Consider the following 15,189-nt stretch of genomic DNA (forward strand, 5'->3'; position numbering starts at 1 on the left):
TTGTGCCTAACGGCACTCATAAATTGATGTTATGTAAGTTAAATTGTCAATCATGGCCACAACTAAAAAACAAACAGCAGCCACTCCAAATCGCTCTCAGTCACCAGTGCCTGCTAAATCAAAACCGCCCGAAAAACAGAACAGTCAAACAGTCGGCAGTAACAATGGAGCCAAATCAAAACCTCAACCTAACCTCAGCTCCGAGCAACTTGCTGTCGAGCTAGTCAAACAGATTCGCAATACAATTCATAAGAAGTACGGTGTGACAATTCAGCGTCGCGATAGCCGTATTTCGACAAAGGTTGGCCACGCAATTCGCGAAAAACTGGGATTGGATATTCAAGCTCAGTTGAACAAGCGCAACGGCAATGGCAATGGTAAAAAGTTCGACTGGCAAGAGTGGAACAATACTGTGTTTCCCAAGCTAGTTGGCCGGCCCGATGAACTCAAGTATGATGTCGAAGTTGTTGCTTTAGCGATGAGCCAACTTTACGATACAATTGCTGACAATCCACAAGCTGCCATTGCCGATTTAATGGAGTTCAATGCTCAAAGCTTAAAGCGTCGCAACGAGTTAGCTAAATCCTCTGAAGAAGATACTGAAGAACTCGATGAGGATGACGATGATGACGATGAAGATGATGACATACTCGATGAAATTGATGAAGACGAGGAAGACGATGAAGATGAGGAAAGCGATGAGGATGACGATGAGGAGGATGATTTTAGTCTAGACGAAGACGAGGAATTTGAGGAAGACGACGAATAATCGCTAAAGTTTGATTAGAATGCTCTGCTGAAAAAGCAGAGCATTTTTTTGCCTCTATCGAGGCCTTTTCCACGAATTGCGATTCTGGGTAATGATTGTCGCCACCGTCCGAATTAGGGCGCTCTGGGAGGCATACCCAAAAAATTCACAATCAATGAAATCTTGGCATTGGTTGTGAATTTAATTTTACCCACCCACCAACCCCAGGAATTTTTTGAATTAATTCTAATTAGCGAACTGTCGTCGCTTTAGTTGTGAAAAAAAACACGATTGAGGGTTAATCATGGCTAATCGCAAATCCGCTCCAACTCCGATGCAAAAGCAATTTGCAGAAACTCTTGAAGAACAGCGCTTCGAGATGTTTTTGCACGTTGCCCGCGAGTTAACGGGACGTGCCAAACAGCGACAGTTGCAGAAAGGTAAAGCTCTTGACTGGGAAGCGTTCAATACTTGGTTTAACAAGCAATATGAAGGCTGCTCGGCTGACGAGATGCTTGAAGAAATCTTGAGCAACGTTTACTGGCTTTCATCTGAGCAAGCAGTGATTGACTTGCACTTCCGTTATATCGAATCGGCAGTCAAAGCTTCTCATAAGAAAAAGGCAACTGACGATAATGAAGAGATTGATGATTTTGTCAAGTAATCAATGACGACCCCCGATAAAGGGGATAAAATCCTGCTTGGAGCAGGATTTTATTTGCCCGCCCACCCACCGCACCAGTTCCCTTTGCGATATTTGCGATCGCATTCTCAGAAGACTTTAGTAAGGTTTTGATATTAAACGCGAGCGCGTTTTATAGATGTTCCACTTGCAATTTATAATCATGTATCAACCTATTCAGCATTCTCTCACCCTCGCAATTGAAACTGTGGTAATTTTTGGTTACGGTGGTTTAATTGTTCACTATATCGCTACGCTGTTAGCATCGAAGCGGATGAATGATTCTGAACAAATCACAGCAAAAATTGCCCAAAATTTGGTGCCTCTTCTCAATGAAATTGCTTCCTTTCCTGCTGTTGCTGAATGTGCAGCAACTCAAAAACCAACAGAAGAACAGCGCCTCACCTCTTCGCTACAATTTCAAGCAGAATTTGCGTCTAATATTCAACTCGATACCGACACATCAAATCTGCCCTTCATTCAAGTCGATAACCTCAGCCTTCGACAATGCCGCACCGTTATTCGAGCGCTCAATTCTACTCTGCCACGAAGTGAGAATATTCGCCTTAAAATCAACAAAAAAGATGTGCCAGTAGATTCGTTAAAATTTCAAATTAAGAAGCACTTTGAGCATCGACCGCAGCAATTTGTCTCCCTAATTAAGCAAATTTTGATAGCTAGTTAGAATGCTCGGAGAATCAACGACTAAATTAGTGTTCTTTTTCAAAAAAACTTCTGGTAACGAGTTGATAGAAAGTTTTCTTGATCTAACCCTCACTTTTCGTCCCAGAAACCCGGATACTTGTTCGTGCGGCCCTGTTGGTTCCATTTCGGTTAATTCACCATCAATGAGTTCGTAACAATCGCTGTCGCCGTAGTTGGTAATAAATTCATCAACAGTTATAAGTTTTGGAGGTGATTGAACCATTGTGTTTGTTCCTCATCCGACGGCAATGTACATTTTTATTCAAAGCCCCGCCATACCTGAAAGGTTGGCTATGGATTGTTTGCTGCTCTGTTCCTCGGCGTCAGTCAAAGTAATCTTTCGCCTACCAATCTGTTCGATCAACTCGCTCAAGCTCAATCCCCGCTCTCTGGCAATAGCGCGAAAACCTTCCCACCCCGCAGATGTTACCTGAATGTTCCTTTGCTTTTTTGGCTCCTCATATCGAGGTTCGCCTCCGCCTAACTTCAAATTAGCCAGAGAGTTGGGGTGGAGCTGCGTTCCTTTTCTTGGGGGCATTGGGCAACATTATCCTTTCTCTATTTTCTTTATTATCCCACATTGTTGGTTTATTTCCATATTAGTATATATAATATGGAATAAACCTATACCAGCAATTCTCTTCAAGCTGGTGTTTGGCTTTGTTGCTGGCAAGTTAAAGACTGACTTATTTAAGGAGGCACAAGGAAATGCACCCAACTCAGGAGACATCGGACAACGAGCAGCGTCAACCGTTCGTAGTTTTGCGAGGCTCAACTGGAAAGCGCCGCCACACTGTTGCGGATTCGCTGCGGATTGACCCAGAATTCAAAGCGCTTATCCCTCCTTTGAGTCCAAGCGAGTTCGCTAGCTTAGAAGCCAGTATTCTTGAGGAAGGATGTCGAGACGCTTTGGTGGTTTGGACTGAGGAAAAAATTCTAATCGACGGCTACAACCGATATGCTATTTGTGTGGCACACGGCATCCCCTACCAAATTGTAGAAATGTCTTTCAACAGCCGGAATGCAGTCAAAGTTTGGATGCTCCTCAATCAACTAGGTCGTCGCAATCTCACGCCTGAGTCAGTCAGCTATTTGCGCGGCACTTGGTACGAGCTCACCAAACACTCTCGCGGCGGAGACAGAAAATCAAGTGGTCATTTTGACCACTTGAAAACAGAGGAAAAGTTGGGGACACAGTTCAATGCTTCCCCAAAAACAATTCGCAGAGACGCTCAGTTTGCTAAAGCAGTAGACACTCTGAGTTCCATTGGAGGAGAGGATATGAAGTGGAGAATATTGAGTCGCTCTGCGGGGATGACCAAGAAGCAGGTCATCGCTTTGGCAAACGACACTCGCAGCAATCCGGCTCAGGTTGCCAAAACTTTACAGGGGCGCGACAAAAAAGTAAAGCCTGAAGGTGAACTTACCATCGCTCATCACCTGACGCTCAAAATTGGTTCCTTAGTAGAAGTATACGCGCCCGATCGCCAAGACGTTAACGGGCGGTTGGGGCGCATTCAGTCAGTGGGCGAGAAAACGGCTACCGTGTGGATGCGGCACATCCCTACTCTTGCCATGAATTTGCATACCTTCAAACACTCAGCTCTCACCGCCCGGCCGCTCGAAAATCAACCGGGACTTCAAGAAATTTGCGATCGCACTGGCCGACTTCACCAATTAGGAAATCTAGATCCCTTTGAAGTCGAAATTCTGAACTTGTTAGAAAGAGCAACGGTTCTTACTCCCACCGAATTGCAGTATTTAGAACAGATTGAGGATAGACACAAACTTGATTGAGTGCCTCATGGTGTTGCTGAATCAAATATTCCGGGAGATTTGCAGGCGGGGCTTCGTCGTAATAGTAGATAAATAGACAACCGATGATGCTGTCGCTGTGTTCTAATAACCAGCAGAAAGAAAGGGGTTTTTTGATTTAATTGATGACGTATTTTTCAAAGTCAAAGTTAGGTTTGACTAGCATTGAGGGGTCGATAGCTTCGCGTTCAGCAGCGAATGCTTGCCAGAGGAGGGCGAGATCCTTTGCGTCGGTTGCGGTGGCTAGACGGTGGCTGTAAGGGGCGATCGGGCGATCGGCATAGTTGTGGCTGTCATAGTTTTTGGGGAGTGAATTTGCTCCGAAGGTGAAAGCCTTCTATTGTGTATGGGGATTTTGCAGGGTATTTTTACGCAAAATCGGAGTTTTTGTAATAAAAGTTAATATATAGGACTCAAAGAGGAGGGCCCAGAAACCGGGGTTTTTACGAAAATACTGAATTACAGTGTTGAATCTGCTGAAAAACCCGGTTTCTTTAGTTGGCGAGTGCAGGAGTAGAAAGCAGGCTATCTCCTCAATCAAGGAGAGGATGGAGGAATAGAATCAATATTTGCCAAAGCAAAGTTGAGCATTTCTTCTGCCCGATCTATTGTTTGCACTGCGTCTGTTTGTGAGATTTGTATATCAGCGTTATAGTCAGCTTCTAATCGAGTTTTTTGGGCATCTATTAGGTAACGATGGAACTGCACCGGAACGCGGCCCGAACGAGCAAATTTTTGACCGAAACCGGCGATGACAGCGGAGTGGCGAGAATAAGATAATTTCTCTGACTCTAAAAATGCAGTGACTATGTAAAACATCACATAATAAGCGCGGGAAGCGGCAGAATCAAAAAAGCCTTGCTCACATAAAACCCGTGCAGCCTGCAAAGTTCTATCAGCTTTATCAAGTAACCTTTCTTGCTCTGGGTTCATATTGGGACTCCTTCGCGACGGATATTGCGAAAGAAACCGCTTTCATACTCTTGGTACTTCTGAAGTGTGGCAAACATACAGCTAATCACGACAGTATGCTCTAAGCATATATCGGCAATCAAAACAGAAATACGCTCGCTTTCTTGGGAGTTATTGAAGGGTTCTTTGAGAAGGATTAATATATCAATATCGGAGTCCGGTCTAGCATCGCCTCTGGCTTGGGAACCATAGAGAATGATTCGGATTAACTGTTCGCCATAAAGATTTTCTAATCCCTGGCGGGTTTGGGCAATAATTTCTTTGAGTTGAACATCGATCGTTGAAGTTGACATAGTTGTTTATAAGCCAATCGATGATTTTTTTAGCTAAGATGTTGGTAATATACCAATTATAGCTTGTAAAAGGTTAGAGTCGATAGGGGCATTTCTAGCCCTACCTCTCCTTCAGACCAGTAGTAGTCAAACTTACTGTCCAATCTTTTTCCCTAAAAGAAAAGATACGGGTATCGTAAGTGACGCTAGTAGGAGCAAAGCGGATGACTAGCTTCCCATCTTTTTTAGCTGTTTTTCTGTTGCCAGAAACCCGTCTAATAGCATGGATTGCCAACTGCGCCGAAAGTCCAAACATATCTCTGACATTGTGATATACCAAAGATTGCATCGCCAATTCATTCATCAGAGTTGGCGGTACAGTTTGGTTCACATATTCGCAAGCCTTAGCAAACGCCTGAAGAGTTGCATCAATTTTGATGGACTGTTCGGGCGATACTTCGAGCTTGCAAGATACTGTCAGGACTTGTTTCATGGGATAATTATATCATGTATTGAAGCGCGATACAGAACGAAGGGGAAGGGAGAGGGGGAAGGGGAAGGGAAGATAGATTTTTGCTTTTCTTTCTTTAATAAAAGCTAACAATAACCTGCGTTTTTCCTTCCCTTCCCCTTCATTAGGGAGCAAAAACTCGCTCTTTGGGATTTCTCGTCCACAAAGTACAGAAGCCATCTGTCGCCGCTTTACCTTCTACAGTTAGCGTCACTCCCAATCGATTCACCTCACTTTCACACAACATTTTTCCATTTTTTTCACTCAACAAAGCTTGATTCCAACTCATAAATTGTTGAGCATATTTTCCCTCACTACTCATAGCCCACTTTATAGCTTCTGCATTTTTCATTGCAAATTGTCCTTCAGCACTCAACCCCCAATTCATTGCCACAGCTTCTTTGAGAGTTAACTGGCGAGGCCCTTTTGGATCGAGGGGTGTTGCTGGAGTAAACTTGGGAATTGCCAACCCGATAAACACGCCGATGGCTATTGCCCCTAATACGGCTGTACTTCCAAAAATTACTGACCAAATATCGTGAGCAACTTTCTCTAAAGCAGCTTGCTGAACTAACGTTTTAACTGAACTAGCAATCTTTCGGTGCTGTACGTTGACTGCTGCTTTACCCTGTCGTTCTAAAAACTCCCGGCTATCCTGTTCCCAGTTATCAATTAGCTGCCGTACTTGCTCTAATTCTTGAGAGATAACAGCTTCAGAGTCTTTTAATTCCGCTTGCCATTTTGACTCCCAATTCCTGAAAAATGAATCAATTTCTTGAGGCTTTTTTTCGAGGAGCAATTCAAGCTGACCCGTTGCTAGAAGCACAATAAACAAAGGGTCATTTTTATCCAAACCGTAGCGGTAAGCATTGTTAATAACTTCGGAACGAAATTCAGCACTTTTGCCCTTGAGTGCCTGACTGATAAGAGACTCACGCTCATGCTCAAAAGCAGGCGGTGCAGCTAATTTGAATAAGTTATCTCCCACAGAAGTTTTAGCAGTAGTTAACTCCTGGTCTATTTGCTGCCACAAATATGAGTCACTATTTTCATCTTCCTCACCCTCCAAATTCTCATCATTTACTAAATGCTCTACAGTCTCCTCAGAAAAATCATGATCAAGCTCAACTTCTGACAAATTTTCAATCTTTCTATCGCTAACTCCGGTTGCATCATCTGACATAAGTTCCTCTCATAATCCCTGAAATTACAGTGACACTCCCACCCCTCTCGACTCCTGAAGGGGCGATGCGCTTACGGCGCGGTCAAACTCTGTCAATAGTTTCTCAGTTCAAGTGGTAGAATCTGGTACGGCTCCTGCCGACTGATGTTCCTCGGTATCTAACACAGCTTCATCTGATGGCTGTTTCTTAATATCTTGTACCACTACTGACCGTGAACGATTCTCACTTTTTAGATTAGGTCGATAGGGAGCTTGATTGAAAATTCTTGTTGCCTCAATTGCATCACAAGTATTTTCTAGAAAAGTGTACATTCGCTGTTGGTTGAGTAAATGAAAGCTGGGATGTGATAGCGCACCTGTTAGAGACAGGCTTTTATTAGTGTCGAGCAACCTTCGTTCTAAAGCACTGAGTTTAGGCAAGTCAACAACTAAAATGCTGTGTTCTTCAAGCAGCTTATTTAGGTTTTTATGGCTGCTGAGGTGAGACCAATCTTTGCACACCCCAAAATTGCGGACTAAAATGTGTTTCAGTCGGCCTTGAAAGCGGTTAACTGATTCCAAAAACATCTCGATACTATCAGCACGCCCACTGCACAAAAACCATTTGCAAACATCTATGCCTGACTTTTCTTTAAAAGAAGCAGTTAACAAACCCGCCGTCTCAATCCAGCCATCTATGATAGAAGAAACACGAGCCGGTAAATTGACAATGACAGGAGCCTGCAAAGCTGTCTCGAAAATGATGTCTGCCTCAAAGTTTTCTTCATCTTCCGCCAAAGTAATAATCTTAGCGGACTCTGGATAGCGCTGCTGCACGTTGGGATTGCCAGCATCACCATCGATTAGGGTATAAAGAAAGTCGTACTTGTTGTTGTACTCTACGAGAAGGCAACTCCACATAGACTTACCAACACCACCAATTTCTCCATCAACTAAATGAATCGTATTAGTCATAAAAAATCTCCACAATGTTGCTCGTAAATAGCAATCTTGGACAAGGTATAGCAACTGCCAAGGCCGTTAGGACTTTCTGATTTTCTGAAACCGTTCGGACTTCGGTGAGGTTCGGCGATGCTCAGTCGAGCCGCGAAGCCGCTTATTTTATTCCCTTCTTTCCCTAGTCCCTAGCCTCTAGTCCCTAGCCCCTAACTAAAGGTGGGCCCTAACATGGCTGGATCGAATCCTGCTAGATTTACTGTGTCACCCTCGCTGGGGTCGGCTTCTGAGTCTGTCACCTGTTCTAGCTCTAAAGTCGAACTGATAGCTTGTGGCGCTCTTGAAGATTGACGAGATGGTTTAGAGGGAACTGACTCGCTTGCTGTGGTGAAACCTGTACTTGGTACAAAACTAGGGAGGTAGCCGGGGAGGTGAGCGCACCCGCGAGAAACGAGTAAGGCTCCAAGTTGCGAACCGTCGAGTTCGAGGCGAGCACGAATGTAATCAACTTGATTGAGCAAAGAATTGATGCAATCCCAGCCTAGTATCCGCACTTCTTCTTCTGAACCTGCACTTTGCGCCTGATACGCCAAAGCTTTCCAAAATGCCTCAAATGCCTCAAATGCTGCTCGCTTTGAGTCGTAAACGGGATGGTGCAGGAGATAATTGAGTAAAATGCCGTCGGGGGAGTCAGCGTAGGGTTGACACCGCAGGTAATAGTTCGTTCGCTCTTTAGCCATGTCTCTCCTCCTCTACTGATGTGCTAGACTGTCCCACGATAGGCGATCGCACTGATGTTACTTCTCCCCAGTTACGCTCCTTGAACTTTGGCGATCGATAAGGGCCTGCCACTGCCGAAACTTCGGCTTCTGTTACGCTGTTAGCACTTAAAAGCGGTGAACTAGAGCGTTCATATTCGGTTGTAGGAGTATCTCCAAATGCGCGATCGCTAGAACAGTCGGTATCAGCAACCTCTAAGTAGGAATTGTCTTGCTTGCTTCCAGATTGAACGCTGCTAGCAGCATCCAACGCTAATTCCACTTTCGGCTTCCCAGAGTCCGAAGTTGCAGCGAATTGAGAACTGAAATAGCTCCATAGCCCCCATAAGTCCGCTAAGCGGTATCCCAAGCCCTGCGGATCTAGCTTGGGTGGTACTGTAATCCCGGCGTGCCAAGAGTAGGCAACCCTGGCATATGCTCTCAATTCCGGCTCTAGATAACCGCAAGTACCGCCACAGAACACTATTTCATCTAGATCGGGTGGTAGCACTTCATCTAGCCAACTGGTCAGGATTCGAGCGTAGTCTCTCCTTGCCAGCTTCACCGCTTCAATCAAACGGTCAACTTCAGTGTCCCGCGCTCCTGCGTCATGGTTGCGAGCAATGCGGTAGAAGGGAGGGCGGTTAAAGCGATCGCCTGATGTAGCTATGGCTGCTGCCAAACGAGATAAATCATAGCCAGAGGTGCGCTCTTGCACTAGGTCGCAGCACCGCACCATGCCTAAATCGGAGGTTTTGCCTTTGCCTACGGCTCCCCGTGCTGAAACAATGACGGAGGCATTGCGGAAACCTACCATTACAAAAGCTGTTACTTGGTGCTTGAAAGCTGCTCCCAGTTTGCTGTTGTAAGCAATACAAATACCGCCCCCTTCTTGAAGTGCCTGGGTTTTGTCTAGCGTTACCTGCATCGTACCGGAAGGCGTTTCAAAGGCGTTAGCTGCTTGCCTGAGTAGTGTAAAAAACTGCTGGGAGTCGTTGAACTCGCCTGGAGGTAAGAAGACGGAGAGCGCAGCGCTGAATTGATTGCCCAAATCTAGTTTGCAAGAGGCTACCCACAAAGCTGCTAGTGCTTTGTACAAGGCTGTACTGTACTTGAGTCCGGCTAAGCCGATGTGAGCGTTGAATTGGGAAGCCGCTAGGTAGCCTACAGCGCGGCATTCCTCACCGATGGCAACCCAGGCAATATTTTCGGGGGCTGCCGATGTTAAATTAGGTTTCGTGAAGGCATTGGCTGTGTCTTGGCTGATAGTGCCAACTTGGGATTCCATTACTAATGAATGAGCCTGCATCTCTGAACCCTTACGGTAAAAGGCGCGAGTTGATAAACCGCCAAAATCTATGCTCAGGATGACATTCGGATTTGATATTTTCTTGACTCTTGGCATTATATTCTGTGCCTATCGTGTGCTTTACACGCCATATTAGGGACTATCCTTTTTATTTGACATCACCACAATCAGTGGTTTTTATTAGCCCGTTTGGAGCGATCCTTTGGGATGGTTAGCCAATTTTTGATTTGAGATTGAGCAGCGCAAAAGTTGAGGTAGAGCCACTCAACCATTCTTAGCCCGCTTTTTGACAATTTTTTCAACTTTCAGCCTTGTCAAATTAAGGAAGGTATTTATTACGTTCAAATAAATTTAATTCAATCCTTAAATAAATCTGAAGTGTACCGAATTAGAAAAGAAAGCAAAATTTAACAATTCTTAACTTTAAAAGTATGAGTTTTTCTGAGTTATTTTGCTATCGGTACTTATAGCTGTGAGCTTCCTTGCTATTTCTTGCACACAGTGTTAAGCAACCTAGAGTGTTGTTGATACTGTTTTTGTGCATAAAACCTCACATTTACATGAAAAATAAAGGTACAATCTCACATTTACGGAAAAATAGACGTACTTGAAAAAAGTAGGAATGGGCAGTAGCAATAGCAATGTTCAGAGATATATTTATACTGCTAGAGAAATTAATAGCCGAGTTTATGAAGTGGATGGTGCGATCGCACTGCTAACCTATTTCTCCTCAACCCGAACGGTATTATTTTTGGCCACAACGCCAGCTTAAATATTGGTGGCTCCTTTTTGGCGAGTACAGCGAGTGCTGTCAAGTTGGCAGATGGGAAAGAATTTAGCGCGATCGCTCCTAATCCTCCCTCCTCTTTACTCAGAGTAAACGTACCCATTGGCTTGCAATATGGTTCAAATCCCGGCAGCATCGTCAATCAATCTAGGGCGATCGATAGCAAGGGTCAAATTTTCGGACTCCAAGTGCTAAGGGGACAAACCATAGCCCTTGTAGGCGATGAAATTCAGCTACAGAGGGGTCAAATAACTGCCCCCCAAGGACGCATAGAACTTGGCAGTATTGCCAATAATAATAATTTAGTCAGCTACAGCCAATAGAAACAGGTTTTGCTTTAGGATATAGGGGTGGGCAAAATTTTCAAAATATTCAATTTTCCCAACAAGCTGCTATCCCTACCACAACTTTAAGGTACTGCCAACCGACCCACATAAATATGAATCGAGATGCGCTGGTAGTAGGGATTAACCAGTATCCTTTCCTGAAAGATACTTTAACCAGTAAGGCAAAACATCTGAAGACTCCTGCTAACGATGCCGAAGCGATCGCGCAACGCTTAGAAGAGTATGGCGGATTTCGAGTCCGGCGACTGCCGGAAACGATTCAAGAGGGGCAGCGTCAGGTTGCTGGTGCAGGAGCATTAGTACGGGCAGATTTAGAAAATGCCATTATCCAGTTATTTAAACCAGTAGGAGAGAGCGTTCCCCAGACAGCTTTACTGTACTTTATCGGTCATGGGTTGCGAAAAAATCTAGGTGGAGTTACTGAAGGTTTTTTGGCGACCAGCGATACAGATCCCAGGAAGAACCAGTGGGGAGTTTCTCTGCGATGGTTGCGGGAACTGTTGCAAAAGAGTCCAGTACAGCAGCAAATTGTGTGGCTGGACTGTTGCTACAGTGGAGAATTGCTTAATTTCGCGGAGGCGGATCTAGGGACAGCAGAGCGGGATCGGACGAGGTTTTTTATGGCCGCAGCGAGGGAGTTTGAACCAGCCGAAGAGGATATCGAAGGGCAGCATGGGGTGTTTTCTCTGGCACTGTGGGAGGGACTTGACCCCAGACGACACCCAGAGGGTATGGTCAACAATGATCGGTTGATCAAGTATATTGACCAAACACTCAAGGATGTTCCCCAGCAGCCAATCTGGGACAACCCCTACCGTGAAATTATTCTGACGGGCGAACGGGAGCAGATTTCCATTCCTACCCCAGATGGGGACTGTCCCTACAAAGGGTTGCGCTTCTTTGATGTTGAAGATGCGGACTATTTTTATGGACGAGAAGCATTGACCCAAAAGCTGATTGAGCGAGTTCCGGTGGGCAAGGGGAATTTTCTAGCGGTGTTGGGGGTTTCTGGGAGCGGCAAGTCTTCGTTACTGCGGGCAGGGTTGATATATCAGTTGAAGTACGAGCGCAGGCTACCAGGAACGGAGCAATGGAAAATTCGGATTTTCACGCCGGGGGAGCAGCCGTTGGTGAGTTTAGCAACGGTATTTCTGGATGAGGAAGTAACGGATATTGAGCGTGCAGGGCAGCTAAAAGAGGCTGAGGATGCGATCGCCGCAGGAGCAACGGGTTTAGCACGTTTGATTAGAGCCTCTAAATCGCCCCGTACCGTGCTGATTGTGGATCAATTTGAAGAGGTTTTTACCCTTTGTCAAAGCCAAATTGACCGACAGCAGTTCATTTTCTGTCTACTGGGAGCGCTAAAACAAACGAGGGATAAGCTCTGTCTTATCTTTGCAATGCGGGACGATTTCTTGGGTAAGTGTGCTGCTTACCGAGAATTAGCTGAGTTGATTCAAGTCAATCTGGTAATGGTGATACCAATGAACGCTCAGGAGTTGAGGCAGGCGATTGTTGAACCTGCGAAAAAACTAGGGCGGAAGGTCGAAGAAAATTTAATCGATGTCATTCTTAAGGATTTGGGAGTTGAAGTAGAGCAGCAGAGACGCGAGCCTGAACCGGGAATGCTGCCCTTATTGTCTTACACGCTAGAGCAATTATGGCAACGGCAAACGCTGAATTGGTTGAAGTTAGACAGTTATAACAGATTGGGTGGAGTACAAAAAACTCTAGAAAATTTGGCAGAACAAACTTACAAGCAGCTTTCAGGTGAGGAACAACGAGTAGCTGACCAGATTTTTATCAAGTTGACTCAGTTAGGAGAAGGAACACCGGATACTCGCAAGCAAGTTCCTCAACAGGATTTAATCACTCAATCACAATCAGCAAATTTGGTAGAGCGAGTAATTCAAAAGTTGGCTCAAGCAAAGTTAATTGTCACCAGTGAGCAAAGGAAGGGGCAAGAGAAGGTGGCGGTGGTGGATGTGGCGCATGAGGCGTTGATTCGCTATTGGCCACGGTTACGGGAATTGTTGGATAATAACCGAGACTCGATTAGGACTGAGCGGAAGATACAGACGGCGGCTGAGGAGTGGCGAGAAAAGGGAAAGTCTAAGGATTATTTGTTGACAGGGTTGAGGTTGGGGGAAGCTGAGAAGTTTCTTCATGAGGAGGCGGATATTGTACCTTTGTCAAGTTTAGCGAAAGAGTTTATTCAAGACAGTCAAGAGTATCACATTCAGCAAGAACAACGTTGGAAAAAGCTATATGAAGAGGCAGAAGAACAGCGTCAAATTGCTCTTGCACGCCAATTAGCAGCACAGTCAGAACTACTACGAAATCAACAACCTCATTTGCTAGAACGTAGTGTTTTACTAGCTGTAGAATCTGTAAAACGTTATCACTCTGTAGAAACAGATCAGGTTCTAAGGCAAGGATTAAGCCTACTAGCTCGTCCTCTAGTAACTTTCAGCCATGAAGATAAAACTATGGGAACAGCTAGAGCATTCAGTCCAGACGGCAATCTTTTAGCTGTTCATCAAGGGGAAGATACTGTTCAAATATGGCAATGGAATGCAGGTGAACCTATAATCATTAAATCTCTAAAGCATAGAAAGCAAGTTTCCCCACCGTCTAACTCTCACCACTATCAGTTTTCTATATCTTCATCTTTTTTTATAGAGCAGAATTATTTAGTTACTATTAGTGACGAATCTTTTATTAACAATGGATATAGATATGATTATTGTACTATATGGGTTTGGGAATTATTGACTCTTCAACCGATAAGTAGTGAAACTTTACCAACAAAAATAATAGATATTGATTTCTGTAGTTCCAGAAATTACATTACGACAGTTTTGCCCTTGTCCTATTTTGAGCCTCAAGCTAAGGCTATAGTTCATAAAAGCCAAGTAGTATATTGGCAATGGATAGACAGAAAATTAAGCCCAGTAGCAAACCTTGTTTATGAAAATGAGATTAGGGCTGCTGCTTTGCATCCTTATTTGGAATGTTTAACAGTATCAGATAACAATAAAGTGATTTTTGTGATGCAGGGTAGTCAACCAAAATTCAAAGATATTGAGCAGCAGGGAGTTTCTATTATTGCTTTTAGTCCTGATGGAAGTTATCTAGCAACAGCAGTTGATGACTTATCTAACCAAAAATATACGGTAAGCGTATGGGATGTTGTTAACGGAAAAGAAATTATTCGTGTACCTCACGAGGATACTTTATATTCTCTTGCTTTCAGTCCTGATGGAAAATACCTAGCAACAGCAGGCCGCTCTAGAATCACTCATGTGTGGGAAATTGAGACGGGACAAGAGTTTGCGCGAATAAATCATAATGGTTTTGTTCATAATGTGGTTTTCAGTCCTGTTTATGACGAAGGCTATTTACTCACTAATTCTGCTCAAATATGGAAATTAGATCGTATACCGGAAGTCGCTTGTATTGATTACAACAGCAAAGAGAGCAAGTCTACTAACAATAAAATTTTAAGGGATGCTGTTTTTAGCCCAGATTGTAAGCGTCTAGCTATCGTAGATGCAGAAAACACTGTCCAAATATGGAACTTAATTAATGAAAAACAAATTTTAGCTCATTTATCATATCCTCAGCCTGTAAAGGTATTCTGTTTTAGTACAGATGGAGAATATATTGTTACTGTAAGTAAAGATAATGTCTTGTGCATCAGAAATTGTAAAGATTGTACTAGCGAACCACTGATGTCGATACAGTACAACGACTTAGCAAACCCTATACGGAGTGCGATTTTTAGTCCAAGTGGTACCTATTTAGCTATCGCAATTGAAGTTAGTAATAGGAGGACTTGGGAAATCCGTGTATTGTCTCTAGAAGATAGAATGGCTCTCTCGCAAGCAAGTCAAAATAAAGCTAATCAAGTCTGGGAAGTGCTAAGTCAAGAACCACCCAGGTATATTCCTTATGAAGAAACGGAAGTGGGAGTAGTTAAACAGAATAACGAAAAACCAATTACAGTTAACACTGTTAATCTTAGTTGGGATGGACAAAATTTATACCTGGCTACAGCAACCTCTGATGGTACTGCCCGAATTTGGAATGTAGTTACTGGAGATAAAATTGCACAAGTAGCTCACGAAAATATTGATTAGAAGTCTGATTCCTTTATTATCC

At 44.0% G+C, this 15,189-nt stretch carries 16 protein-coding genes; 7 read left to right on the forward strand and 9 right to left on the reverse strand.

Features of this window, described 5'->3' with window-relative positions:
- Positions 1–52 precede the first annotated feature (52 nt).
- From QUA56_RS16345 to QUA56_RS16355, 3 genes are all read left to right on the forward strand, one after another.
- Positions 53–769, forward strand: coding sequence for a hypothetical protein (locus tag QUA56_RS16345; protein WP_333359360.1), 717 nt, complete (start codon positions 53–55; stop codon positions 767–769).
- 283 nt (positions 770–1,052) lie between these two features.
- Positions 1,053–1,412 (forward strand): hypothetical protein, encoded by a 360-nt coding sequence (locus QUA56_RS16350; RefSeq protein ID WP_333359362.1) that lies wholly within the window; start codon positions 1,053–1,055, stop codon positions 1,410–1,412.
- A gap of 181 nt (positions 1,413–1,593) precedes the next feature.
- Positions 1,594–2,115 (forward strand): hypothetical protein, encoded by a 522-nt coding sequence (locus QUA56_RS16355; RefSeq protein ID WP_333359364.1) that lies wholly within the window; start codon positions 1,594–1,596, stop codon positions 2,113–2,115.
- Here QUA56_RS16355 and QUA56_RS16360 read toward each other — a convergent pair.
- The gene (locus QUA56_RS16360) at positions 2,086–2,358 is read right to left on the reverse strand and encodes a hypothetical protein (RefSeq protein WP_333359366.1); all 273 of its coding nucleotides are present in this window, start codon (positions 2,356–2,358) and stop codon (positions 2,086–2,088) included. The two genes, QUA56_RS16355 and QUA56_RS16360, sit on opposite strands and share 30 nt — an antisense overlap.
- Before the next feature lie 39 nt (positions 2,359–2,397).
- A complete protein-coding gene (locus QUA56_RS16365; RefSeq protein WP_333359368.1) occupies positions 2,398–2,673 on the reverse strand; it encodes a hypothetical protein in 276 nt (91 codons plus the stop codon).
- 170 nt (positions 2,674–2,843) lie between these two features.
- On the opposite strand from QUA56_RS16365, the gene QUA56_RS16370 reads away from it, so the two are divergent.
- The gene (locus tag QUA56_RS16370; protein ID WP_333359370.1) at positions 2,844–3,932 is read left to right on the forward strand and encodes a hypothetical protein; all 1,089 of its coding nucleotides are present in this window, start codon (positions 2,844–2,846) and stop codon (positions 3,930–3,932) included.
- 555 nt (positions 3,933–4,487) lie between these two features.
- Here the strand turns inward: QUA56_RS16370 and QUA56_RS16375 are convergent.
- The 7 genes from QUA56_RS16375 to QUA56_RS16405 all read right to left on the reverse strand — a co-directional run bounded on the left by QUA56_RS16375 (position 4,488) and on the right by QUA56_RS16405 (position 9,987).
- The gene (locus QUA56_RS16375; protein WP_333148099.1) at positions 4,488–4,883 is read right to left on the reverse strand and encodes a HEPN domain-containing protein; all 396 of its coding nucleotides are present in this window, start codon (positions 4,881–4,883) and stop codon (positions 4,488–4,490) included.
- Positions 4,880–5,215, reverse strand: coding sequence for a nucleotidyltransferase domain-containing protein (locus tag QUA56_RS16380; RefSeq protein WP_333359371.1), 336 nt, complete (start codon positions 5,213–5,215; stop codon positions 4,880–4,882). Before QUA56_RS16380 ends, QUA56_RS16375 begins: the two co-directional genes overlap by 4 nt.
- 100 nt (positions 5,216–5,315) lie before the next feature.
- Positions 5,316–5,687, reverse strand: coding sequence for a hypothetical protein (locus tag QUA56_RS16385; RefSeq protein WP_333359373.1), 372 nt, complete (start codon positions 5,685–5,687; stop codon positions 5,316–5,318).
- Between the two features lie 142 nt (positions 5,688–5,829).
- Entirely contained in the window at positions 5,830–6,888 is a 1,059-nt protein-coding gene (locus QUA56_RS16390; protein ID WP_333359375.1) for a DUF6753 family protein, read from the reverse strand.
- Positions 6,889–6,996: 108 nt separating this feature from the next.
- Positions 6,997–7,842 carry a mobilization protein MobD-like protein gene (locus tag QUA56_RS16395; protein ID WP_333304923.1) on the reverse strand — a complete coding sequence of 282 codons (846 nt, stop codon included), beginning with the start codon at positions 7,840–7,842 and terminating at the stop codon, positions 6,997–6,999.
- Between the two features lie 191 nt (positions 7,843–8,033).
- Positions 8,034–8,564, reverse strand: a complete 531-nt coding sequence (locus QUA56_RS16400; RefSeq protein WP_333359377.1) for a hypothetical protein — start codon at positions 8,562–8,564, stop codon at positions 8,034–8,036.
- A complete protein-coding gene (locus QUA56_RS16405) occupies positions 8,557–9,987 on the reverse strand; it encodes a ParM/StbA family protein (RefSeq protein ID WP_333359378.1) in 1,431 nt (476 codons plus the stop codon). Before QUA56_RS16405 ends, QUA56_RS16400 begins: the two co-directional genes overlap by 8 nt.
- A 526-nt stretch (positions 9,988–10,513) precedes the next feature.
- Between QUA56_RS16405 and QUA56_RS16410 the strand changes: the two genes are divergently transcribed.
- The 3 genes from QUA56_RS16410 (at position 10,514) to QUA56_RS16420 (ending at position 15,167) form a co-directional block, all read left to right on the forward strand.
- A complete protein-coding gene (locus tag QUA56_RS16410; RefSeq protein ID WP_333359380.1) occupies positions 10,514–10,663 on the forward strand; it encodes a hypothetical protein in 150 nt (49 codons plus the stop codon).
- Positions 10,639–11,001: a two-partner secretion domain-containing protein gene (locus tag QUA56_RS16415; protein WP_333359410.1), complete on the forward strand. Its 363-nt coding sequence runs from the start codon at positions 10,639–10,641 to the stop codon at positions 10,999–11,001. Before QUA56_RS16410 ends, QUA56_RS16415 begins: the two co-directional genes overlap by 25 nt.
- Positions 11,002–11,117: 116 nt before the next feature.
- Positions 11,118–15,167, forward strand: a complete 4,050-nt coding sequence (locus tag QUA56_RS16420) for an nSTAND1 domain-containing NTPase (RefSeq protein WP_333359382.1) — start codon at positions 11,118–11,120, stop codon at positions 15,165–15,167.
- The last annotated feature ends 22 nt before the right edge of the window (positions 15,168–15,189 follow it).

The sequence above is a fragment of the Microcoleus sp. N3A4 genome, assembly GCF_036701805.1.
In the GTDB taxonomy this organism is placed as follows: Bacteria; Cyanobacteriota; Cyanobacteriia; order Cyanobacteriales; family Microcoleaceae; genus Microcoleus.